Origin of the sequence: Streptomyces sp. NRRL F-5123 (assembly GCF_000721495.1) — a bacterium.
Lineage (GTDB): Bacteria > Actinomycetota > Actinomycetes > Streptomycetales > Streptomycetaceae > Actinacidiphila.
Genome location: NZ_JOHY01000004.1, coordinates 194,629 through 217,477, shown reverse-complemented (window position 1 = coordinate 217,477; position 22,849 = coordinate 194,629). Strand labels below are relative to the sequence as shown.

The 22,849-nt window shown below is 75.3% G+C and carries 21 protein-coding genes; 9 read left to right on the top strand and 12 right to left on the bottom strand.

Translation table 11 applies throughout. From position 1 onward, the window contains the following. The first annotated feature begins 56 nt into the window (after positions 1-56). Both IH54_RS0106050 and IH54_RS0106045 read left to right on the top strand, forming a co-directional pair. Complete coding sequence (locus IH54_RS0106050) at positions 57-518, top strand: DUF4442 domain-containing protein (RefSeq protein WP_031513535.1); 462 nt, start codon at positions 57-59, stop codon at positions 516-518. 195 nt (positions 519-713) lie between these two features. Beyond that, positions 714-1,373, top strand: a complete 660-nt coding sequence (locus tag IH54_RS0106045) for a DedA family protein (protein WP_052397117.1) — start codon at positions 714-716, stop codon at positions 1,371-1,373. Positions 1,374-1,424: 51 nt separating this feature from the next. On the opposite strand, the gene IH54_RS0106040 is transcribed toward IH54_RS0106045, so the two are convergent. Next, entirely contained in the window at positions 1,425-1,991 is a 567-nt protein-coding gene (locus IH54_RS0106040; RefSeq protein ID WP_052397116.1) for a gamma carbonic anhydrase family protein, read from the bottom strand. 198 nt (positions 1,992-2,189) lie between these two features. On the opposite strand from IH54_RS0106040, the gene IH54_RS0106035 reads away from it, so the two are divergent. Both IH54_RS0106035 and IH54_RS0106030 read left to right on the top strand, forming a co-directional pair. Continuing rightward, on the top strand, positions 2,190-2,918 hold the full coding sequence (locus IH54_RS0106035) for an acyltransferase (protein ID WP_052397130.1): 729 nt from the start codon (positions 2,190-2,192) through the stop codon (positions 2,916-2,918). A gap of 34 nt (positions 2,919-2,952) precedes the next feature. Further along, positions 2,953-3,483, top strand: a complete 531-nt coding sequence (locus tag IH54_RS0106030) for a YbaK/EbsC family protein (RefSeq protein ID WP_031513527.1) — start codon at positions 2,953-2,955, stop codon at positions 3,481-3,483. A gap of 26 nt (positions 3,484-3,509) precedes the next feature. Here IH54_RS0106030 and IH54_RS0106025 read toward each other — a convergent pair whose 3' ends face one another. Further along, complete coding sequence (locus IH54_RS0106025; RefSeq protein ID WP_031513526.1) at positions 3,510-3,917, bottom strand: CoA-binding protein; 408 nt, start codon at positions 3,915-3,917, stop codon at positions 3,510-3,512. 132 nt (positions 3,918-4,049) lie between these two features. Here IH54_RS0106025 and IH54_RS0106020 point away from each other — a divergent pair, with 132 nt between their 5' ends. After that, positions 4,050-4,679 (top strand): YigZ family protein, encoded by a 630-nt coding sequence (locus tag IH54_RS0106020; protein ID WP_031513524.1) that lies wholly within the window; start codon positions 4,050-4,052, stop codon positions 4,677-4,679. 178 nt (positions 4,680-4,857) lie between these two features. On the opposite strand, the gene IH54_RS0106015 is transcribed toward IH54_RS0106020, so the two are convergent. Further along, the gene (locus IH54_RS0106015; RefSeq protein ID WP_031513522.1) at positions 4,858-6,126 is read right to left on the bottom strand and encodes a glucarate dehydratase family protein; all 1,269 of its coding nucleotides are present in this window, start codon (positions 6,124-6,126) and stop codon (positions 4,858-4,860) included. Then, a complete protein-coding gene (locus tag IH54_RS0106010; RefSeq protein WP_031513520.1) occupies positions 6,123-7,046 on the bottom strand; it encodes a 5-dehydro-4-deoxyglucarate dehydratase in 924 nt (307 codons plus the stop codon). The genes IH54_RS0106015 and IH54_RS0106010 overlap by 4 nt, the downstream gene beginning before the upstream one ends. A gap of 450 nt (positions 7,047-7,496) precedes the next feature. Here IH54_RS0106010 and IH54_RS0106005 point away from each other — a divergent pair, with 450 nt between their 5' ends. Then, positions 7,497-8,657, top strand: a complete 1,161-nt coding sequence (locus tag IH54_RS0106005) for an exonuclease SbcCD subunit D (protein WP_031513518.1) — start codon at positions 7,497-7,499, stop codon at positions 8,655-8,657. Further along, positions 8,657-12,100, top strand: a complete 3,444-nt coding sequence (locus tag IH54_RS0106000) for an AAA family ATPase (RefSeq protein ID WP_031513516.1) — start codon at positions 8,657-8,659, stop codon at positions 12,098-12,100. Before IH54_RS0106005 ends, IH54_RS0106000 begins: the two co-directional genes overlap by 1 nt. Before the next feature lie 39 nt (positions 12,101-12,139). Here the strand turns inward: IH54_RS0106000 and IH54_RS0105995 are convergent, their stop codons facing one another. Beyond that, the gene (locus IH54_RS0105995) at positions 12,140-12,586 is read right to left on the bottom strand and encodes an Lrp/AsnC family transcriptional regulator (protein WP_031513514.1); all 447 of its coding nucleotides are present in this window, start codon (positions 12,584-12,586) and stop codon (positions 12,140-12,142) included. Positions 12,587-12,680: 94 nt separating this feature from the next. On the opposite strand from IH54_RS0105995, the gene IH54_RS0105990 reads away from it, so the two are divergent. Beyond that, entirely contained in the window at positions 12,681-13,205 is a 525-nt protein-coding gene (locus IH54_RS0105990) for a rhodanese-like domain-containing protein (protein ID WP_043179903.1), read from the top strand. A gap of 23 nt (positions 13,206-13,228) precedes the next feature. Here the strand turns inward: IH54_RS0105990 and IH54_RS0105985 are convergent, their stop codons facing one another. The 6 genes from IH54_RS0105985 to IH54_RS0105960 form a co-directional block, all read right to left on the bottom strand. After that, complete coding sequence (locus tag IH54_RS0105985; RefSeq protein WP_031513510.1) at positions 13,229-13,753, bottom strand: GNAT family N-acetyltransferase; 525 nt, start codon at positions 13,751-13,753, stop codon at positions 13,229-13,231. Positions 13,754-13,845: 92 nt separating this feature from the next. Next, positions 13,846-15,537, bottom strand: a complete 1,692-nt coding sequence (locus IH54_RS0105980) for a DUF885 domain-containing protein (protein WP_031513509.1) — start codon at positions 15,535-15,537, stop codon at positions 13,846-13,848. A gap of 204 nt (positions 15,538-15,741) precedes the next feature. Next, positions 15,742-17,082: a GNAT family N-acetyltransferase gene (locus IH54_RS0105975; RefSeq protein WP_420711710.1), complete on the bottom strand. Its 1,341-nt coding sequence runs from the start codon at positions 17,080-17,082 to the stop codon at positions 15,742-15,744. Between the two features lie 57 nt (positions 17,083-17,139). Next, the gene (locus IH54_RS0105970; RefSeq protein WP_052397114.1) at positions 17,140-17,700 is read right to left on the bottom strand and encodes a GNAT family N-acetyltransferase; all 561 of its coding nucleotides are present in this window, start codon (positions 17,698-17,700) and stop codon (positions 17,140-17,142) included. 311 nt (positions 17,701-18,011) lie between these two features. Continuing rightward, the gene (locus IH54_RS0105965; RefSeq protein ID WP_031513502.1) at positions 18,012-19,475 is read right to left on the bottom strand and encodes an NCS2 family permease; all 1,464 of its coding nucleotides are present in this window, start codon (positions 19,473-19,475) and stop codon (positions 18,012-18,014) included. Between the two features lie 251 nt (positions 19,476-19,726). Continuing rightward, a complete protein-coding gene (locus IH54_RS0105960) occupies positions 19,727-20,473 on the bottom strand; it encodes an SDR family oxidoreductase (RefSeq protein WP_031513500.1) in 747 nt (248 codons plus the stop codon). Positions 20,474-20,731: 258 nt separating this feature from the next. Here IH54_RS0105960 and IH54_RS0105955 point away from each other — a divergent pair, with 258 nt between their 5' ends. After that, on the top strand, positions 20,732-21,493 hold the full coding sequence (locus IH54_RS0105955; protein ID WP_031513497.1) for a GntR family transcriptional regulator: 762 nt from the start codon (positions 20,732-20,734) through the stop codon (positions 21,491-21,493). Positions 21,494-21,563: 70 nt separating this feature from the next. Here IH54_RS0105955 and IH54_RS0105950 read toward each other — a convergent pair whose 3' ends face one another. Continuing rightward, entirely contained in the window at positions 21,564-22,721 is a 1,158-nt protein-coding gene (locus tag IH54_RS0105950; protein ID WP_031513495.1) for an ROK family protein, read from the bottom strand. Positions 22,722-22,849 lie beyond the last annotated feature (128 nt).

The following is a 22,849-nucleotide window of genomic DNA, read 5'->3' as shown; positions in this document are numbered from 1 at the left end:
GGAGAGGGCGTGACGGTTCCACGCCGGATCGTCCTACTGGCTGGTAACGTCCGGGCATGTCCGAGACCTTGCCGACGCCGGCTTCCATAGGCGAATTCCTCACGGCCACCGTGCCGATGGTCCGCACGCTCCGGCTGGAGTACCTGGAGACCACCGCGGAGCGCGCGGTGCTCGCGCTCCCCGACGACCCCGAGTACCACAACCACGTCGCCGGCCCGCACGCCGGCGCGATGTTCACCCTCGCCGAGTCCGCGAGCGGGGCCGTCGTGATCGGCGCGTTCGCGGACCAGCTGGGCCGGGCCGTACCGCTCCCGGTGCGCGCCGAGATCGGCTGGACCAAGCTCGCGCGCGGCCCGCTGACGGCCACCGCGGTGCTCGGCCGCCCCGCCGCCGAGGTCGTCGCGGAACTGGACGCGGGCGCCCGGCCGGAATTCCCCGTCGAGGTGTCGGTGCGCCGCGAGGACGGCGCCGAGACCTCGCACATGACGATCGTCTGGACGCTGCGCCCCAACAGCTGAGCCCTGTGTTCCGACCGCCGAGCCCTGCGCCCCGGCCGCCCAGCGCCCGCACCGGATCCCGCCGGGCCGGGCCGACCCGAGCTGACCGGCCGGAACGCACGGCGGCCCGGGCCGGTTCGCCCGCCCGGTCGGTTAGGCTTCCTGGGAGTGCGCCGGGAGCGCACGTTCGACCGTCGTCGTGGGGAGGGACCTCCTGTGCACGTGCAGGACTGGCTCGACGGCATCCCGCCGGTGGCCGTCTACCTGATGGTGGGTCTGGTGGTCGGCCTGGAGAGCCTGGGCATCCCGCTGCCGGGCGAGATCGTGCTGATGACCGCCGCGCTGATGTCGTCGCAGGGCAACGCCAACCCCTGGCTGGTCGGCGCCTGCGCCATCGTCGGAGCGGTCGGCGGCGACTCGATCGGCTACGCGATCGGCCGCAAGGGCGGCAAGCCGCTGCTCGAACGGCTCGGCAGACGCTTCCCCTCGCACTTCTCACCGGGCCACGTGGCCACCGCCGAGCGGTCCTTCCAGCGCTGGGGCATGTGGGCGGTCTTCTTCGGCCGCTTCGTCGCCCTGCTGCGGATCTTCGCCGGGCCGCTCGCGGGCGTGCTCAAGATGCCCTACGGCCGCTTCCTGGTCGCCAACGCGCTGGGTGGCATCGTGTGGGCGGGCGGCATCACCGCCGTCATCTACTACGTGGGCCAGGTCGCCGAGCCCTGGCTCAAGCGCTTCGGCTACATCGGACTGGGCATCGCGGTGCTCTTCGGCATCGGCTCGCTCGTCCTGGTCAAGCGGCGCGCGGCGAAGGTGCAGGCGGAGATGGAAACCGTGCCCGTTGACGAGGTCGAGGTCGCGGCGGCGCCCGGCGAGTAGCGCGGGCCCGGCGCCCCTCCCGCCCAGTCCCGCCGCTCCACCCTCTCCCGCTCAGTCCCGCCCGTCCCCGACGGCGTCCCGGTGCACCCCGGCGAGCGCCACGTAGTGCTCGGCGTTGAGCCGGACCCCCGCCCGCTCCTCCTCGGTCAGCTCCCGCCGCACCCGCGCGGGCACCCCGGCGACCAGCGAGCCCGGCGGGACCTGCATCCCCTGCGGTACCAGCGCCTGAGCGGCCACCAGGGAACCGGCACCGATGCGGGCGCCGTTCAGCACGGTCGCGCCCATCCCGATCAGCACCCCGTCCTCGACCGTGCAGCCGTGCAGCACCGCGTTGTGCCCCACGGAGACGTTCTCACCCACCACCACGGGGAAGCCCGGGTCGGCGTGCACCGAGCAGTTGTCCTGGACGTTGGACCCGGCCCCGACGGCGATCGACTCGCAGTCGCCGCGCAGCACCGCGTGGTACCAGACGCTCGCCCCGGCGCCCAGTGTCACGCGCCCGAGCACCACGGAGGTCGGCGCCGTGTACGCCCCGGGGTCGATCCGCGGCCGCACGCCGAGAATGCCCGCGACCAGTGCCCCGCCCCTCTGCCCCTGTCCGTCCGCCCGCTCCGCCATCCGCCCACACCCTCATGCCGTCCGCCGATCCTCCCCGGCACCGTATACGGTGGCTGCGTGCCCAGGAACGAGAACGTGTTCTTTTCCGCGAAGGCGAACGCGAACGCCGACGCCGACGCGAAGACGCCCGCGGCCGAACCCGGGCCCGGCCCCACCGCTCCCGGCGGCGGCGGGCTCGCGGCATGGCGGCGGCGTGCGGTGTCGCGGCTCGCGCACCGCGCCTGGCGCTGGGCCCACGAGATCGCGGCCGTCACCGCCGAGCGCCCCGGTCCGCTGCGCTTCGGCCGCATCGGGCCCGGCACCCGGCTCGCGCACCCGCAGGGCACGGTCTTCGGGGAGCACTGGATCCACCTCGGCGACTACTGCATCATCGGCGAGCAGGTCACCCTCACCGTCGGCCTGATGCCCCCCGAGGCCGCGCCCGCGGGTCACCCCCCGCCCGACTACGGCCCCGGCCCCGTGCTGCGGCTCGGCGACGGCGTAGTGCTCGGCCGCGACAGCCACGTGGTGGCGCTCGCCCCCATCACGATCGGCGACAAGGTCTACTGCGGCCCCAACGTCTACCTGACCAGCATCAACCACTCCTACGACGACGTCACCCGGCCGGTCGGCGAGCAGTGGCCGCGCACCGCCCCCGTCGAGATCGGCGCCGGAAGCTGGCTCGGCGCCAACTGCGTGATCCTCCCGGGCGCGAAGCTCGGCCGGAACGTCGTCGTCGCGGCGGGCTCCGTCGTCCGCGGCGAGATCCCGGACCACGCGGTCGTCGCGGGCGCGCCGGCCCGTGTCGTACGGCGCTGGGACGCCGGCACCGGGGCCTGGCAGCCCCCGCTGCGCACGCCGGCCCCCGGGGTGCCGCTCGCGGAAGCGCCCGGCGAAACGGACGGGCAACTGCGCCCGGAGGCGGACGAGTTCCAGCAGCCGGCCTGAGCGGGCGGGCCGCGTCCTTTGCTAGATTCGCGGCATGCGCGCCCCCATCGGAGACTTCGACGACGCCCGTCCCGCCACCGACCGCCGCGAGCTGCTGCCGCCGCCGGTCGCGGCGGCCGTCACCGCCGAGATGCTGCACGTCGACAGCGACCCGGAGAAGGCCGACACCGCCGTCTTCGCCGCCACCTACGGCGAGGGGCTGCTGGAGGCGTCGGCCAACTGCGTGGTCGTCGCGGGCAAGCGCGGCCAGGAGGTCACGCTCGCGGCGTGCGTGGTGCTGTCCGCCACCCGGGTCGACGTCAACGGCCCGGTGCGGCGGCACCTGGGCGCCCGCAAGGCGTCCTTCGCGGCGACGGAGACCGCCACCGGCGAGACCGGCATGGAGTACGGCGGCATCACCCCGGTCGGGCTGCCCGCGGACTGGCCGCTGCTGATCGACCCGGCGGTGCTGGACACCCCGTGGGTGCTCATCGGCAGCGGCGCCCGCCGCGGCAAGCTCATCGTGCCCGGCAAGCTGCTGGCCGATCTGCCGAACGCGGTCGTGCTCGACGGCCTCGGCATCTGAGCGGCTCCCCCAGCCGTCGCCGGCCGTCAGGCCAGCTGCGGGATCTCGATCGCAGGGCAGCGGTCCATGACCATCTCGACCCCCGCCGCCCGCGTGCGGTCGTAGGCGGCCTCGTCCACCACCCCGAGCTGGAACCACACCGCCTTCGCACCGATGCCGACCGCCTCGTCGGCGACCTGCCCGGCCAGGGCGGAGTTGACGAAGACGTCCACGACGTCCACCGGGAAGGGGACGTCGGCGAGCGAGGCGTAGCCCTGCTCGCCCGCCACGGCCTCCGCCTTCGGATGGACCGGGACGACGCGCTTGCCGAAGCGCCGCAGCACCTCCGCGACGCCGTACGCGGCGCGCGCGGTGTTGTTCGACAGGCCCACCACCGCCCAGGTGTCCCCGCTGTCCTTCAGGATCCGCCGTACCGTCGCGGTGTCGCCGTACACGCCGTCCTCCGTCGTCTGTCGCACTCGTCGTCGCCCGAAGCCCGTACGCCCTGGTCAACCCGGGAGAGGGCGGGGCCATTCCCCGCCGGGCCGCCCTGCGGGGGGCCGCGGACCACCCCCTAGTCTGGACCGGTGGCGGACTCCTACCTGACGGTGGCGCGCGCGGGCGTGCACGAGAGCGAGATCAAGCGCTCGCGGTTCCTGTGCACGCTGGCCCCCGCCGCAGACGAGGAGGCCGCGCAGGCGGTGATCCGCGCGGTGCGCAAGGCGCACCCGGCGGCCACGCACAACTGCTTCGCGTACGTCATCGGTCCCGACGGGCGGCTGCACCGGGCGAGCGACGACGGCGAGCCCGGCGGGACGGCCGGCACCCCCATGCTCCAGGTGCTGCTGGGCCGCGAGGTCCGCGACACCGTCGCCGTCGTCACCCGCTACTACGGCGGGATCCAGCTCGGCGCCGGCGGCCTGGCCCGGGCGTACGGCGGGGCGGTGTCGGCGGCGCTGGACGAGATCGGCACCCTCGAGCGGCGCCGACTCGTGCTGCTGACCGCCGTCGTGGACCACGCGCGGGCCGGGCGGCTGGAGAACGACCTGCGCGCGGCCGGCCACGCGCTGCGGGACGTCGCCTACGGCGCCGCGGTGACCTTCACCGTCGGCGTCCCGGAGGGCGACGTGCCCGCGTTCGCGTCCTGGCTGGCCGACGTCACGGCAGGCGCCGCCACCTGCGAGGCGGGCGGCAGCGCCTACGTCGACGTCGGCTAGTGCTGTGACCGGGAGGGTTTGCCGGTAGCTTGCGGCGTCCGGTGCGGTGCGTCGCAGGGCGCCGGATCGGCCTCGTAGTGGGCCTACTCGGTCGATGCGGCAACGCAGCGAGGTGCCGTGCCGTGCCGGGCGTCGCAAGCCGGTGAACCCTCCCGGTCACAGCGCCAGCGTCCAGCGGTCACCAGCGCGGTGACTTCTTCTCGTACGAGGGGTCGATGCGCTGCATGTAGCCGGTGTCGTCGCGGTTGCGCAGCCCGCAGCGCACGTACTGCTCGTGCAGCCGGGCCAGCGCGTCGCGGTCCAGTTCGACGCCGAGCCCCGGGGTGCGCGGCACCTGCACCGAGCCGCCGGAGAACTCCAGCGCGCCGGGGACGACGATCTCCTCGGTCTTCCACGGCCAGTGGGTGTCGCACGCGTAGGTGAGGTTGGGCGTGACCGCCGCCAGGTGGGTCATCGCGGCCAGGCTGATGCCCAGGTGCGAGTTCGAGTGCATGGACAGGCCCAGGCTGAAGGTGCGGCAGATGCCGGCCAGCAGCAGGGAGCGCTGCATGCCGCCCCAGTAGTGGTGGTCGGACAGCACGACCTGCACGGAGTCGCGGGCCACCGCGGACGACAGCTCGTCGAAGGCCACCACGCACATGTTGGTGGCCAGCGGCATCGGCGCCTGCCGGGCGACCTCGGCCATGGCCTTCTGGCCGGGGGTCGGGTCCTCCAGGTATTCGAGGATGCCGTCCAGCTCCTGCGCGACCCGCACCGAGGTGTCCACGGTCCAGGCGGCGTTCGGGTCGAGCCGCAGCGGCACGCCGGGGAAGGCCTTGTGCAGCGCCCGGATCGCCTCGATCTCCTCCTCGGGCGGCATGACCCCGCCCTTGAGCTTGATCGCGCCGAAGCCGTACTCCTCGGTCATCTTCCGCGCCTGGGCGACGATGCCGTCCGGGTCGAGCGCCTCGCCCCACGCGTCGGGCTCCGCGTCCGGGTGGCCGGCCCACTTGTAGAAGAGGTAGGCGCTGAAGGGCACCGACGAGCGCACCGCACCGCCCAGCAGGTCGCTGACCGGCAGCCCGGCCGCCTTGCCCTGGATGTCCAGGCAGGCCACCTCGAAGGGCGCGAAGACCCGGTCGGCGGTGCTGCTGCTGGTGATCATGCCGGTCAGGCCGTGGCCGTCGGAGCCGATGTCGCCGGCCAGCGCCTCGGAGATCCGCCGGTGCATGCCGCCGAGGGCGTACACGTCCATGCCGGTGATGACGTCGACGGCGGTGTGCAGCCGCCGCAGGTGGCCCTCGTCGGCGTACGTCTCGCCGAGGCCGGTGATGCCCTGGTCGGTGTGGACCTCGACGATCGCCCGCAGCGCGTACGGCTCGTGCACGCCGACGGCGTTGAGCAGGGCCGGGTCGCGGAAGGCGACCGGGGTGATGTCGACGCCGGTGATCTTGATGCCGCCGCTCACCGGGCCGCCTCCGCCGTGACGAGGGCCCGGCCCGCCTCGACGATCCGGGCGAGTTCGGCGAGATCCTCGGGCGCGGGGTCGATCAGCGGCGGCCGCACCCCGCCGACGTCCAGGCCGCCGAGCCGTACCGCCGCCTTGACCAGCGAGACCGCGTAGCCGGGGGTGCGCTCGCGCAGCGCGATCAGCGGGTGGAAGAAGCCGGCCAGCAGCTTCTGCACCGTCTTGTCGTCGCCGGTGGTCACGGCCCGGTGGAAGGCCAGCGAGATCTCCGGGGCGAAGCAGAAGACCGCCGAGGAGTACAGGTCGATGCCGATGCCGCGGTAGGCGGGCACGGTGCCCTCCGCGGTGGGCATGCCGTTGAAGAACCGGAAGTCCTTGGCGCCCGCGACGGCGTCCGTGCGGACCGCGGTGACGATCCGGGAGAGCTGGTCGAGGTCGCCCAGGCCGTCCTTGAAGCCCACGACCTTCGGCAGCCGCGCCACCTCGACGGCCGAGGCGACGTCGAACCGGGCTCCGCCGCGCTGGTAGACGATGACGGGCAGGTCGGTGGCCGCCGTCACCTGCGTCACGTACGCGACCAGGCCGGCCGCGGGGGCCTGCACCATGTACGGGGGCATCAGCAGAAGCCCGTCCGCGCCCGCCTCGGCAGCAGCGCGCGCGAAGGCGCGGGCCAGCGGCAGCGAGCCGCCCGCTCCGGCGTAGACCGGAACCCGGCCGCCGGCCGCCGCGACCGCGGTGCGGACCACGTCGGCGTACTCCCGCGGTTCGAGGGCGTGGAATTCACCCGTGCCGCACGCGACGAACACACCGCCGGCCCCGGCGTCGACCCCCCGCCGCACGTGTTCCGAAAGAATCGGAAGGTCGACCGAATCTTCTGGGGTGAACGGTGTCACCGGGAAGAAGAGCACGCCGTCGAGCATTGATGCCTCTCATTGTCCACACATATGAACGCTCATCATGAATGCGAATCCTTATGGACTGTAGGCGTCCCCTCGCAACCGGTCAATGGCCAGCAGGAATCGCGGCCCGCACGGACCGCGGGACCGGGCGGGCCCGCCGGCGGCCATCCTCCGCAGTGTGGACGGGACATCGGAGCGCGGAGTGCCAGGAGCGCTGCTGACTGGGGTGGTTCGCGCCGAATGTGCGATGCGCTGTCGAAACATTCGACGCGGCAGTTTTCGAATCGTCCGACGAAAACTTGCGATCGGCGGGCGGGGGCGCCCGGCCGGGACGCGTGCGGGTGCCCCCGGGCGCGTATCGCGGGCCCCGCCCGGGCGCCGCCGCCGACGGCCTAGAATCCATTGATCACCGCGGGGTACCGGCGGAGGGCGAGGAACGGCGAGGGTGAGCGTGCACGGCGAGGCGGACCGGTGAGGCTGCTGCACACGTCGGACTGGCATCTGGGCCGGTCCTTCCACCGGGTGAGCCTGCTGGACGCCCAGCGGGCCTTCCTCGACCACCTCGTGACCGTCGTCCGCGAGGAGGACGTGGACGCCGTGCTCGTCGCGGGTGACGTCTACGACCGCGCCGTCCCGCCGCTGTCCGCCGTCGAGCTGTACGACTCGGTGCTGCACGCCCTCGCCGACTGCGGCGTGCCCACGGTGATGATCTCCGGCAACCACGACTCCGCCCGCCGCCTCGGCGTCGGTGCCGGGCTGCTCGGCCGCTCCGGCGTCCACCTGCGCACCGACCCCGCCGCCTGCGACCGTCCCGTCGTGCTGCGCGACGCGCACGGCGAGGTCGCCGTCTACGGCATCCCCTACCTCGAACCCGCCCTCGTCCGCGACACCCTGGGCGCCGAGCGCGCCGACCACCCGTCCGTGCTCGGCGCCGCCGCCGACCGCATCCGCGCCGACCTCGCCACCCGGCCGCCCGGCACCCGCAGCGTCGTGCTCGCCCACGCCTTCGTCACCGGCGCCGCGCCCAGCGACAGCGAGCGCGACATCAGCACCGGCGGTGTCGCCTCGGTGCCCGCCGTGCTCTTCGCCGGCTTCGACTACACCGCGCTCGGCCACCTGCACGGCTGCCAGACCGTCGCCGACCGCATCCGCTACAGCGGCTCGCCGCTCGCCTACTCCTTCTCCGAGGAGCACCACCGCAAGAGCATGTGGCTCGTCGACCTCGCGGCGGACGGCACGGTCGACGCCCGGCGCGCCGACACCCCCGTGCCGCGGCCCCTCGCGCGGCTCCGCGGCCGGCTCGACGACCTGCTGGCCGACCCCGCGCACGACGCGCACACCGGCTCCTGGGTCGAGGCCGTCCTCACCGACCCCGTACGCCCCTACGAGCCGATGGCCGCGCTCGCCGAGCGCTTCCCCCACATCCTCAGCCTCGGCTTCGAGCCCGACGAGCGGCCCGGCGACGGCGCCGCCTCCTACGCCGGCCGCCTCGCCGGGCGCGACGACCGGCAGATCGCCGAGGACTTCGTCCGCCACGTACGCGGCAGCGACCCCGACGCCCACGAGAGCGGGCTGCTGCGCGACGCCCTCGACGCGGTGCGCGCCGCCGCCACCGCCGCGGAGCGCGACTGATGCGACTGCACCGGCTCACCCTCACCGCCTTCGGCCCCTTCGCCGCCGAGCAGTCCGTCGACTTCGACGCGCTGTCCGCCGCCGGGCTCTTCCTTCTGCACGGCCCCACCGGCGGCGGCAAGACCTCCGTCCTCGACGCGGTCTGCTTCGCGCTGTACGGGCAGGTGCCCGGCGACAGGCCCGCCACCCGGCTGCGCAGCGACCACGCCGCACCGGGCACGCCCACCGAGGTGGTCCTCGACCTCACGCTCGGCGGCCGGCGGCTGGAGATCACCCGGCGCCCCGAGCAGCCCCGCGCCAAGAAGCGCGGCAGCGGCACGACCACCGAGCGGGCCGTCACGCTGCTGCGCGAGCACATCGCGGGGGAGTGGCGGGCGCTGTCCAAGTCCCACCAGGAGGCGGGCGAGGAGATCCGGCAGCTCGTGGGGATGAGCTGCGAGCAGTTCTGCCAGGTGGTGCTGCTGCCGCAGGGCGAGTTCGCGACCTTCCTGCGGGCCGGCGCGACCGAGCGGGCCGCGCTGCTCGGGCGGCTCTTCGACACGCGGCGCTTCCGCTCCGTCGAGCACCGGCTGCGCGACGACAAGCTGGCGGCGGCCGGACGCCTCGCCGACGGCGACCGGCGCATCGCGGACGTGGCCGCCCGCATGCGGCAGGCCGCCGGGGAGCCGGGGCCGGAGGCGGAGTCGGGGTCGGAGGGCGGGTTCGGGCTGCTCGCCGACGCCGCGCTGCTGCGGTGCACCGCCCGTGAGCGGCACGACATCGCGCGCGCCGCCCTCGCCCGCGCCGAGGCCGTCCACGCCGAGGCCGCGGCCGCGGCACGGGAGGCCCGCGAGCGGTACGCGCTCCGGCAGCGCCACGAGCAGGCCCTGCGCCACGCCGCCGCGCTCGCCGCCGAGGCGCCCGCGCGGGCCGCCGCCCGCGCCGCCCTGACCCGCGCACGGCGCGCGACCACGGTCGACCCCGCCCTCACCCGCCGCGACAAGGCCGCCGCCCAGCACGCGGAGGCCCTCGCGGCGGAGCACACGGCGGCCCTAGCCCTGTCAGCCGCGGGAGACCTGGCCCTTGCCGTGCCGCCCCAGCCGCCGGGCGGGGCCGGGGACACCCGCGGGCGGGTGGGCGCGCGGTACGCGGCCGGGACCGGTGGGGCGGGGGCTGCCCGGCGGCTGGGGCGGTCCGGTGGGGAGGAAAGGCCGGGGGGCGGGGAGGTGCCGGGTGGGCCGGGCGCCGCCGGGGCGCCGGTGCGGCCGGGCGGGGAGGACGCGCCGGGTGACGGGGACGGAACAGGCGCCGCGGGTGCGGGAGAAGCGCCGGGCGGGGCGGACGGCCGCCGGTACGGGGCCGGGGTCGGGGTGCCGGTGCGGCCGGGCGGGGAGGACGCGCCGGGCGACGGGGACGGAACAGGCGCCGCGGGTGCCGGGGGCCCCTCCGGCGCGGACTTCGCGCGCGGGCGCGGCGGCGTGCCGGGCGCGCGGGAGGAGGCGGGCGGCACCCCGCAGGGCGGGGCCGGAAGCCGCGAGGGGCTGCGGGCGGACGTGCTGGAGCGGCGCGCGGGGGAGCTGCGCGAGGTGCTGGGCGGGCTCGGCGCGGCCGCGGAGGCGGAGGCGCGGATGCGGGACGTCGCGGCCCGGCGGCAGATGCTGGAGCGCGAGGAGCGGGACGACGAGGAAGCCGTACGGGACGCCGACGGGTGGCTCGCCGGGTGGCCGAGGGAGCGGGCGGTCCTCCAGGCCGGGCTCGACGCGGGCCAGGAGGCCGCGGCCCGCGCCGCCGCCCTTGCCGCCGAGCTGGCCGCGGCCCGGCAGCGCAGGGACGCCGCCGCCCGCCGGGACACGCTCGCCGCCGAACTGGACACCGCGGAGCAGGCCGCCCGCGCGGCCCGCGACCACGCCGCCGACGCCCGTGAGGCCTGGCAGGACCTCCGGGAGAGCCGCATCTCCGGCATCGCCGCCGAACTCGCCGCCGGCCTCAGCGAGGGCGAGCCCTGCCGTGTCTGCGGCTCCGCCGAGCACCCCGCGCCCGCACGCCCCGTCGGCCGCCACGTCACGCGCGCCGACGAGGACGCGGCGTACGCCCGCTTCCAGCGCCGTACCGCCGCGTACGACACGGCCCGCGAGGCCGCCGCCCGGCTGGGCGCGGCCCTGGAGGCGGCCACCGCGGCCGCCGGACCCGCCCCGTACGCCGAACTCGCCGCCCTGCACGGGGAAGCGGCGGCCGCGCACGCCGCCGCCGTACGGGCCGCGGCCGGCGTCCCCGAGGCCCGGGCGGCCCTCGCCCGCGCCGAGGAGGAGCGCGACCGCCGCACCGCCCAGCAGCAGGAGGCCCAGCGCCGGGCCGCCGCCCGCACCTCCCGGCGCGAGGAACTGGACGAGCAGTACGAGCGGTTGAGCGGCGAGGTCGCCAGGGCCCGGGCGGGGTACCCGAGCGTCGCCGCCCGTCGCGAGCGGCTGTCCGCAGCCGTCGCTCTCCTCGACCGCGCGGCCCACGCCGCCCGCGACCGCGCCGACAGCGAAGAGCGCCTCGCCGAGGCGCAGTCCGCGCTCGCCGAGGCCGCCGCCCGCGCCGGCTTCCGCGACGCCGCCGAAGCCGCTGCCACGCTCCTCCCGCCCTCGCGTCTGCGGGCGGCCGAGGGCCGGGCCGAAGCCTGGGACCGCGAGGAGGCCGCGGCGCGAGCCGCCGTCGAGGCCGCCGCACAGGCCCTCGACGCGGCCGCGGGGGTGGCGCCGGAGAGCGCCGATCCCGCCGCCGCGGAGGCCGAACTGGAGGCTGCCGGGCAGCGGTTGCGGCGGGCGGCGGCCGAGGAGTCCGCGGCCGCCACGCGGTGCGCGGAGCTCGACCGGCTGGGGCTGGAGGCCGCGGCGTTCGTGCGGGAGCTGGCGCCGGCCCGTACCGCGTACGAGCGGCTCGCCCGGCTGTCGGACCTGGTCTCCGCCACCTCCGCGGAGAACCGCTTCCGGATGGAGCTGGAGACGTACGTGCTGGCCGCGCGGCTCGAACAGGTCGCCGCGGCGGCCGGGGTGCGGCTCCAGCGGATGTCCGGCGGGCGCTACACCCTCGTGCACAGCGACGCGCGGGGCGGCGGGCGGGCCAAGTCGGGGCTCGGCCTCGTCGTGGTCGACGCCTGGACCGGCACCGAGCGGGACACGTCCACGCTGTCCGGCGGCGAGACCTTCTACGCCTCCCTCGCCCTCGCGCTCGGCCTGGCCGACGTGGTCACCGACGAGGCGGGGGGCATGCGGCTGGACACCCTCTTCATCGACGAGGGCTTCGGCAGCCTCGACGAGCAGGCACTCGACGAGGTCCTGGACGTGCTGGACGGGCTGCGCGAGCGGGACCGCGCGGTCGGCATCGTCAGCCATGTAGCCGACCTGCGCGACCGCATCCCGGCGCGGCTGCGCGTCAGCAAGGGCCGCGACGGCTCCACCCTGCACCAGCGCACCGCCTGAGCGCCCGTCCGCCGCCGGCAGCACGGGTCGGGGAACGTGTCACAGCACGAGCGGGCGGCGTTCCAGCGGTGAGGAGTAGACGACGCTCGTGGTGACGGCGCCCAGCCCGGAGAGCCGGCCGGCCGTCTCCTCCAGATGCCGCATCGAGCGGGCCGCGACCTTCATCACGAAGCAGTCGTCCCCCGTGACGTGGTGCGCCTCCAGCACCTCCGGGGTGCCGGCCAGCAGGTCGTGGAAGGGCTTGTAGTTGCCGTGCGGATAGCGCAGCCGCACCAGCGCCAGGATCGGCAGCCCGATCCGCTCGGGGTCGATGACCGCCGAGTAGCCGGTGATCACCCCCGCCTCCTCCAGCCGCCGCACCCGCTCGGTCACCGCGCTCGGCGACATCGCGACGGTACGGGCCAGCTCGGCGAAACTGGCGCGGCCGTCCCGCTGCAGGGCTTCCAGCAGCTTCCAGTCCGTGGCGTCCAGGGAATACGCGGTCATGCCCGACGAATATCAGGGGAATCCCCGGCCGATCAACCCGGACGCCGGGGAACCGCACTTCCCGGGCCCGCGCACGGATCGTAGAGTTCCGGCCATGAGCGTAGAAACCGCCGTAGAGGCCACCCCCGCACCCGCCGTGACCAGCGAGAACCCCGTCCTGCGCGTCCCCCCGGCCGCCCCCGCGGACGCCGCCGCCCACTTCGCGGCGAGCCTCGCCTTCCACACCGACGTGTCCGACGTCGCCGCGGCCCTCGCCACCGCCGCCACGACGGGCGCGGACCTCGGCTTCGTCCTGGTCGACACCCGCAGCACCGAGGCGTGGGAGCAGGGCCATGTCCCCGGGGCCGTCCACCTGCCCACCGCGCAGATCCCGCAGCTGGCCGACGCGTTCCTGGACCGCGCGGTCCCGGTGGTTGTCCACTGCTGGGGCCCCGGCTGCAACGGCGCGACCCGGGCCGCGTACGCCCTCGCCTCCCGGGGCTACCAGGTCAAGGAGATGCTGGGCGGCATCGAGTACTGGATCCGCGAGGGCTTCGGCTACGAGACCGCCGAGGGCGCCGAGCAGCGGGCCGCCGACCCGCTGACCGCGCCGGCCGGCGCGGACGACTGCGGCTGCTGAGCCGCGTCGCACCCGGCGGGCCGTCAGGCGGGCAGCACCCGCAGCTCGTACGCCCACAGGTCGCCCCGGTCGGCGACGCGTACGAAGCCGACCCGGCCCAGCACCGCCTGCGACGCGCTGTTGCCCGGCTCGGTGGTGGCCAGCACCCGGTCCACCTCGGGCTGGCCCAGCGCCCACCGGCACAGTGCCCGCGCCGCGTCGGTGGCCCAGCCTCCGCCGCGGCCGGACGCGGACAGGTCGTAGCCGATCTCGACCGCGCCCGCGTCCGGCGGGCCGTGGAAGCCCGCCCCGCCCAGCGCGGTGCCGTCGGCGGTGCGCTGGATCGCGAAGACGCCCCAGCCGGGCCGGTAGAGCCCGGCGACCGCGGCCGCGACCGTCATCGAGGCCGCGCCTATCGTGCCCTCGCCCGGGGCGCCGTCGATCCAGGTCAGCCCGGCGGGCTTGCCGTCGGCCAGCTCCGCGGCGTCCCGCGGAAGCTGCTCGCGGAGCGTCAGCCGGCCCTCGGTCAGCACGAGCCGACCGCCGTCCAGCGAAGCGTGCAGGGTCATCGGCCGTACCGCCTTGTCCAGGAGCAGGGAGGAGTGCTGGGGACGGTGGTGGCGCCCGGCCGGGCAGGCCGGGCGCCACCACCGCGTACGCGCTACAGCGCCGAGATCTCCGCGAGCAGGTCGTCCAGGCCCAGCGAGCCCTGCGACAGCGCCGCCATGTGCCACGCCTTCAGGTCGAACGCGTCGCCGTGCGCGGCCCGCGCCGCCTCGCGGCCGAGCAGCCAGGCGCGCTCGCCGAGCTTGTAGCCGATCGCCTGGCCGGGCATGCCCAGGTAGCGGACGATCTCGCTCTCGACGAAGGCCGCCGGCCGGCCGCTGTGCCGGCCGAAGAACTCCTGGCCCAGCTCCGGTGTCCAGCGCTCGCCCGGGTGGAAGGGCGAGTCGGACGGGATCTCCAGCTCCGCGTGCATGCCGATGTCGATGATCACCCGCACGGCGCGCATCATCTGCGCGTCCAGGTAGCCCAGCCGCCGCTCCGGGTCGGACAGGAAGCCCAGCTCGTCCATCAGCCGCTCCGCGTAGAGGGCCCAGCCCTCCGCGTTGGAGCTGACCAGGCCCGCGGTCGCCTGGTAGCGGGAGAGGTCGCCCGCGACGTGCGCCCACTGGGCGAGCTGCAGGTGATGGCCCGGCACACCCTCGTGGTACCAGGTGGACACCAGGTCGAAGACCGGGAAGCGGGTCCGGCCCATCGTCGGCAGCCAGGTGCGGCCCGGCCGCGTGAAGTCCTCGGAGGGCGCGGTGTAGTACGGGGCCGCGGCGCCGCCGGGCGGGGCGATCCGCGCCTCGACCTTCTTGACCCGGTCGGCCAGGTCGAAGTGGGTGCCGTCCAGGCCCTCGATCGCCTCGTCCATCAGCGCCTGGAGCCACTCGCGGACCTCGTCGACGCCCTCGACGGCCTGGCCGTGCGCGTCGAGGTGGGCCAGCACCTCCCACGGGTCCTTGCCGGGAAGGATCTTCGCGGCCTCGGCGACCATTTCGGCGTGCAGCCGGTGGTATTCGGACCAGCCGTACGCGTAGGCCTCGTCCAGGTCCAGGTCGGTGCCGTTCCACATACGCGAGAAGGTCGCGTACCGCTCGCGGCCCACGGCATCGGGCGTGCCGGCGACGGCGGGCGCGTAGACGTCGCGCAGCCAGTCGCGCAGCGCGGCGTACGCGGCGGTGGCGTCGGCGGCGGCCGCGTCCAGCTCCGCGCGCATGTCCTGCGGGCCCTCGGCGACAAGCTCGGCGAACCAGCTGCCGCCCTCGCCGCCCTCGCCCGCCCACTCGCCGAACTGCACGACCATCGTCTCGACCTGGCGCGGCCCGCCCGGCAGCCCGCGCGACAGCCCCTCGGCGAGCGAGGCCCGGTAGCCCTCCAGCGCGGCCGGCACGCCGCGCAGCCGCGCGGCCAGGTCGGCGAAGTGCTCCGGGGTCTCGGTGGGCATCAGCGTGAAGGCCTCCCGCACCGAGTGCGCGGGGGAGTTGAGGTTGCTCACCGTCCGCAGGTGCTCGCCGGCGGCGTGCACCGCGAGGTCCGCGGTGAGCCGCTCCCGCAGCAGCCGCGCGCAGCGCCGCTCCACCCCGCTGCCCGCCCCGTCCACCGCCTCGGCCGCGGCCAGCCGCTCCAGCGTCCGCCGGTTCAGCGCGGCGAGCCGGTCCGCCCCGGCGGGCGAGAAGTCCGGCAGCCGCCGGGCGGCACTGGCGACACCGAGGTAGGTGCCGAGCAGCGGGTCGAGTTCGATGAGGTCGTCGACATACGCGTCGGCGACCTCCCGTGGAAGCGAGGTGCTGGTCAGATTGGACATGCGGCCATCTTCGTACGAACTCCCCGCCGATCGCCACCGTCCCCGCGGCCCTCGTCACCGCAAGATCCCCGCGCCCGGTCCCCCGGACGCGCGAGGAAGTGAGCGCCCGGCCCCGAACGGCCGCAAGTTCGTGATTCCCGCCGCCGGCGCGATCCCCACGGAGCGGTCGCGCCGGCGACGGCGAGCCGAACCTCGCGGAGCGGATCAGCCCCCCGCCGGGCGGCGCAGTGTGCTCCACGGCAGACGGTCCGGCGAGGCGGGAAGGGCCGCGGTGACGACGAGCGTGCCGTCCTCGACCTGGTAGTCGAGCGGCAGACCGAGTTCCCGCATGACCCCCGCGACCCCGGGGTTCGCCGCGCGCGTCACCGCGTAGACGCTGGAGCGCCCCGCCTCCGCGGCGAGTTCGACGAGCCCGCGCAGCAGCGCGCCGCCGATGCCGCGGCGCTGCCAGCCGTCCTCGACGAGCAGCGCGACCTCGTTCTCCTCGCCGTCCCACAGCAGGTGGCCGAGCGCCACCAGTTGGCCGGACGCGGTCTCGACGGCCAGCGACTGGCCGAAGCGCGGGCTGAGCAGATGGCCGAGGTAGCGGTCGGCGTCCTGGACCGGGCCGTGGTAGCGGCGGGCCAGCGTCGCGGGGGAGCAGCGCGCGTGCATCGCGAGCGCCGCCTCGTGGTCCTCGGGCCCCGCCCGGCGCACCGTCAGCTCGTCGCCCGAGGCGAGAGGGCGGGCCCGCCGGGCCGCGGGCGTCCGCACGCCGAGCCGCGCGTCGAGCTCCACCAGCGCACGGGCCCGGGCGAATTCGGTGGGCGTGAAGGGCGGGTGCGCGCGCCGTACGGTCAGCGTGCCGCCGGACGGGTCGAGCAGCTGCATCATGGCGGGTTCCAGCGCCTCCACGGGCTCGACACCCGGGGCGGCCGGGGCCGCGGTCACGGTGCAGCGCCCGAACAGCTGGCGCAGCGCCAGCGGGAGTTCGGCGGGGTCCAGCGCCGTACGGGTGGCGAGCGCGAGGACCTGCGCCGGGGTGTCGACGAGGTCGTGCGTGTCGGCCCGCTCCAGCCAGGTGTCCGTGCCGCCCGCGCCCTCCACCAGACGCACCAGCTCGGGACCGGCCGTGCCGCCGGGGGCGCGCAGCAGGAACTCGTCGACGGTGCCCTCGGCCAGCGGGTGGGTCTGCAGGGTCACGATGTCCACGCGGGCGCCGGCGAGTGCCGCGCACACCGCGGCCAGGCTGCCGGGGGTGTCCCGCACGGTGGTGCGCAGCCGCCACAGCGCGGCCTCGGTGCGGACCTCCGGCACCGGGGCGGCGGGAGCCGCCGGTGCGGCTCCGGCGCCGCGCGTCGGGCGGGAACGGCGGGCGAGCGGCCACAGCCGGAACCGGGTCGCGGCTCCGGGTGGGGGCTCAGGCGTCGAATGTGGCATACGCCTACAATGGCGAAGCCGTGTTGCGCGATCACGAACATGCCGTGACCAGACGGTAAAGGACGGATCTTCTCGGTCAACCGGCCCTTTCCCTTCATTGCCGCCCGTTGACGGTACGAAACCGATCGAAGCGACCGCCCGCCCCGCCCCGCCTCACCCACCACGCCCCGCCCGCACGGCGGTTCAGCCCGCGGCGGGCCCGCGGACGTGCAGGTGCCCGGGCTGCGGGAATTGCGGCGGGTACGGGTCCAGCTCCGCGTGCAGCGCGAAACCGCACTTCGCGGCCACCCGGCAGGACGCGGTGTTGTCCACGGCGTGCAGCAGCTCCAACCGGGTCAGCAGCGGGTCGTGGCCGCCGCCGAGGGCCCAGCCGGTGACCGCGCGCACCGCCCGCGGGGCGATGCCGCGGCCGCGCGCGGCGGCCACCGTCCAGTAGCCGATCTCCGCCGACGCGTCCCCGGCCGCCTTGCGCTTGACCGCGACATGGCCCAGGAGCCGCCCGTCCTCCTGCGCCAGCACGGCGAAGGCGTACCGCGTGCCGTCCGCCCAGCCCCCGGCCTGCGCCGCGATCCATTGCCGCGCCTCGGCGACGCCGTCGATGCCGGTCGCGAGCCAGCGCTTCATCCCGGGGTCCTGGTGCGCGAGCGCCAGCGCCTCCGCGTCGTCCGCGGCCCAGGGGCGCAGGGACAGCGCGGGGGCGCCGTCCGCCGCGGGCACCGCCGGTCCGGCGAAGTCGGTGGTCATACCAGGTCCTCCCTTGCCTCATCCGTCTCCGGGGAATCTACGCGCACTCCCGGACACCCCCGGCCCGTGGGTGAGAAGGCCCGCGAAGAGGCGGGGGAAATGTCCGGTGGCGGGAACTCCGGTGCGATGGCGGGAGTTGTGACAGTACGGGCCGGTGCGCGGCACCGGCCCGGCCAGCTGCCCCGACCGGGCGCCCCCGTCCCGGTCGGGGCGCCGCGACCGCCCCGCGCCTGCCCGCCCCCTCCTCGGGCGGGCGCGGCGCGGAGCGGGCCCCCGCGCCGGGGAGGGGCCGAAGCGACGGGCGGCGGGCGCTACTTCACGCCCAGCAGCTGCTGGAGCGGGTCGATCGCGAAGTAGACGACGAAGCACACCGACACGCCCCACACCAGCGGGTGGATCTCCCGCACCTTCCCGAGCGCCAGCTTGATCGCGACGAAGGACACGAAGCCCGCCCCGATGCCGTTGGTGATGCTGTAGGTGAAGGGCATCGCGGCGATCGTCAGGAAGGCCGGGATCGCGATGTCGTACTGCGTCCAGTCGATGTTGCGCACCTGCGCCATCAGCAGGAAGCCCACCGCGACGAGCGCGGGCGCCGCCGCCTGCGAGGGCACGACGGCCGCGAGCGGCGCGAGGAAGAGCGACACCGCGAAGAGCGCGCCGGTCACGACGCTGGCCAGGCCCGTGCGCGCACCCTCGCCGACGCCCGCCGCCGACTCGACGTAGGCGGTGTTGGACGAGGCGGAGGCCGCGCCGCCCGCGGCGGCCGCGAGGCCGTCGATGAACAGCACCCGGCCGATGTTCGGCACCCTGCCCCGCTCGTCGAGGAGCCCGGCCTCGCTGGAGATGCCGACGATCGTGCCCATCGCGTCGAAGAAGTCCGAGAGCACCAGGGTGAAGATGAACAGCACCGACGTCACCACGCCTGCCTCGGAGAAGGATCCGAAGAGGCTGAAGTGGCCGACGAGCCCGAAGTCCGGCGTGTCGACGACGTCGTGCGGCACCTTCGGCGCGGTCAGCCCCCATGCGCCGTCCGGCAGATCGGCGATCTTGTTGACGACGATCGCGACGACGGTCATCACCACGATGCTGATCAGGATGGCGCCCTTCGTCCGCCGTGCGACGAGCGCGACCGTCAGCAGCACCCCGAGGCAGAACACCAGCACCGGCCAGCCGGTGAGCGATCCGGTCGCGCCGAGCTGCACGGGGACGGTGGTGTGCGCGGCGTCAGGGATGCGGCTGGCGAACCCGGCGTCGACGAAGCCGATGAAGGCGATGAACAGGCCGATGCCGACGCTGATCGCCTGCTTGATCGGCAGCGGGATCGCGTTCATGATCGCCTCGCGCAGGCCGGTCGCCACCAGCACGCAGATGACCGCGCCCTCCAGGACCACCAGCCCCATGGCGTCCGGCCAGCTCATCTTCGGCGCGAGCTGGAAGGCGACGACGGCGTTCAGGCCGAGCCCGGCGGCGACTGCCAGCGGCAGGTTGCCGCCGACCCCCATGACCGCCGACATCACCGCGGCCACCAGTGCGGTGGCGGTGACCAGTTGAGCGGCCGACAGGTGGTGGCCGAACTTGTCGGTCGCCCCGGACAGGATGATCGGATTGAGGACCAGGATGTAGGCCATCGTGAAGAAGGTGGCCAGGCCGCCCCGCAGCTCCCGCACCGGGGTCGAACCGCGCTCCGATATTCGGAACCAGCGGTCGAGGAAGGTGCCGCCACCCGGCGGCGGTCCCGACAGCGGCTTGGCGGTGTCCACGACGGGTCCAGGCATGGTGCTCCTCTGCGTGCGAGTGGGTAGTGCGACGAGCGGGGGCGGGTACGCGCGGCGGCGCGCCGGTGGGCACGGGCGCCGCGCGGGACCCACGGATTGTCCCGGGATGCGGGCAGCCGCAGGTTGCCGCGGTGTTACCGGGTATCACCGTCGGGTTTCAGCCATGCTCAGGTCAACACTTGCGACACACCCCGCCGCGTCCGCGACGCACCGTCCCCGCGGTGCGCACCCCGGCCGCCGGGTGCGACCGCTCAGAGGCCGCCGGCGATCCGCAGCACCGCGCCCGTCGTGTAGGACGCGTCCGGTGACAGCAGCCACGCGACCGCGCCGGCGATCTCCTCCGGCTGGCCCGGGCGGCGCATGGGGACCCGCTCCGGATTGCGCCAGGGCCGCTGCGGGTCGCCCATAGCGGCGTGGATGTCGGTGACCACCATGCCCGGCTGCACCGAGTTGACCCGCACCCCGTCCGGACCCAGCTCCTTCGACAGGCCCACCGTCAGCGCGTCCACCGCCGACTTGCTCGCCGCGTAGTGCACGTACTCGCCCGGGCTGCCGAGCGTCGCCCCGCCCGAGGAGATGTTGACGATCGCGCCGCCCTCGCCGCCGTAGCGCGTGGACATCTCCAGCGCCGCGCGCCGGGCGCACAGCAGCGCGCCCATCAGGTTGACGTCCACCACCCGGCGCATGACCTCGACCGGCGTCTCGGTGAAGCGGCCGAGCGGCCCGGTGATCCCCGCGTTGTTCACCAGCCCGGTGACCGCGCCCAGCTGCTCCCTGGCCGCGTCGAAGAAGCCGTCGACCTGGCCGGCGTCGCTCGTGTCGAGCTGGAAGAGCAGGCACGTGCCGCCCTGCTCGCGGATGCGCCGCGCGACGTCCTCGGCGGCGTCCTTGGCCCGCTCGTACCCGATGCCCACCCGGTGGCCGGCCGCGGCCAGCCGCAGCGCGACCGCCGCGCCGATACCCCGACTGCCCCCGGTGACCAGCGTGACCTCGTCCATCGGCCGTCCGCTCCCTCGTGCCGCCGTGCGGCACCAGGCGCCGCTCGATGATCACGAACACTATCGCAGCACCCCGTCAACATCGTATGAACACTGGACATATCCCCTTCCTGGACGCCTGTGCCGGTTCGAGGATTGGTCTTGACCAAGGGTGACGGCCCGCTCTATCGTCCTTAGTAGTGCAAGGACCTTTAATAAACAGTGGTTAGGAAACAAGGCTGAACAAGCCTTGGGCTGATGGCTGATTGCGAGGACAGGGTGGGGACCACGCAGCTCGAATCGGTGCCGGAGCCGAAGTACTGGCATCTCAAGACGGTGCTCAACGACGCGCTCGACTCCGAGTTCGAGGTCGGTGAGATCCTGCCGAACGAGCGCGACCTCGCCGCCCGCTTCGGTGTCGCCCGCGCGACGCTCCGCCAGGCGCTCGAACAGCTCGAACTGGAAGGCCGGCTGCAGCGGCGCCGCGGCGTCGGCACCACGGTCGCCCCGCCGCGGATGGGTGTGTCCGTCGGCCCGTCGGCCGGCGTGTGGCCCGGCGCCGGGCGGGACGCGTGGGAGACCGCCGGGTGTGTCGAGGCCGTCGCCCCCGCGCCGGTCGCCGCGCTGCTCGGCACCGAGGCGGACGAGGCCGTGCACACCGTCCGCCGGGCGCGCGTGATGCGAGGCCAGCCGGTCGCCGCCGAGCTGCTGTACGTACCGCGCGCGTCCGTGCCCGGCCTGCCCGCCGACCTGACGCCCGCCGCGCACGCCCCCGCCGTCCTGCGCGAGCTGCACGCGCTGTCGCTGGACGGCGAGGACCGCTCGGTCGAGCTGGGCTCGGCCCGGGCCGACGACGCCAAGCAACTCGACCGGCTCCCCGGCGCCCCGGTCCTGGTCGTGACCTCGCGTTACTACGCGGGCGGCCGGGTCGCCGCCGTGTCGCTGGCCACCTACCGCGCCGACACGTGCAAGCTCACCTTCGGTGACGCGGGCGCCTTCGAGGTCACCCACCACCAGCAGGTCGCCCGCCAGGCATCCTGACCCGTCACGCGCCGCGCGCGAGGGCCTGCCTCCCCCGGCCGGGGGAGGCAGGCCCTCGCGCGTTGCCCGGTCAGCGCACCGCCATCGACGTCTGCTGGACGGTGAAGAGCTGCTCCTCGACGTGGTCCAGCGCCAGCCGTAGCGCGCCCGTCGCGATCGCCTCCTGGCCCAGCGCGGACAGCACCACCTGCGGAGTGCGCAGGCAGTAGCGGGCCAGCTCGGCCCGCAGCGGCTCCAGGATGCCGTCCAGACCCGCCGCCCAGCCGCCGATCACGACCAGCTCCGGGTCGATCGCGAGCACCAGCGCCGCCACGTCGTGCACCAGCCGGTGCAGGAAGCGCTGCACCGCGTCGGTGGCCTGCGCGTCGCCCTGCCGGGCCAGCGCGAAGACCCGCGTCACCGCGGGCTCGTCCAGCGGGTGCAGCGGCTCGCCGGTGGTCGACAGCAGGTGCTCGGGCGTCGCCTCGCGGCCGAGCAGGTGCAGCGCGCCGATCTCGCCCGCGGCGCCGCCGAAGCCGCGGTGCAGCCGTCCGCCGATCAGCGACCCCGCGCCGGGGCTGAGCCCCGCCAGCACGAAGACGACGTCGTCGGTGCCGACCGCCGCGCCCTTCCAGTGCTCGGCCACCGCCGCCACGTTCGCGTCGTTCTCCACCAGCACCGGGCAGCGGAAGGAGCGCCGCAGCCGCTCGCCGAGCGGCAGCCCGGTCCAGCCGGGCAGCGCGGTGCCCAGCCGCACCTCGCCGTCCGTCCCGACGATGCCGGGGCTGCCCACGCCCACCGCCCACAGCGTGCTGCGCGCGACGCCCGCCTTGCGCAGCAGCTCGGCGACGGTGCCGCGGACGCGCTCCAGGCGGTCGTCGGCGCTCGCGCCCTCGTCGACGTCCCGGCCGTGCGAGCCCAGCACCTGGCCGCCGAGGTCGGACAGCACGACGCGGATCTGGTGCGCGCCGATCTCGATGCCCAGCAGGTGCCCGGCCTCGGCGTGGAAGCGGAAGCGCCGCGCGGGGCGGCCCTGCTTGCGGGCGTCGCCGGCCTCCGGGCCGACCTCCACCACCAGGTCCGACTCCGTCAGGCCCTCGATGACGCCCTCGACGGTGGGCCGGGACAGGCCGGTGCTGTGCACCAGCTCGGTCAGCGTCGGGGTCTGCGCCCCGCGCAGGGCGTGCAGGACGACCGCGGAGTTGATCCGCCTGAGCAGGGACGGGTCCCCGCCGGTGAGTCGCCCCAACGTATGTCCTCCCAGCCTGTGCCTGTGTGTGGCGGATCGTACCGGGCGCAGGGCTACGCGGCGAGTGCGGTTCCGTTACGTTTGGGTGCCGTCGTCCCCGTCGTGTCCGGTCGGGTGCTGACGTGCCG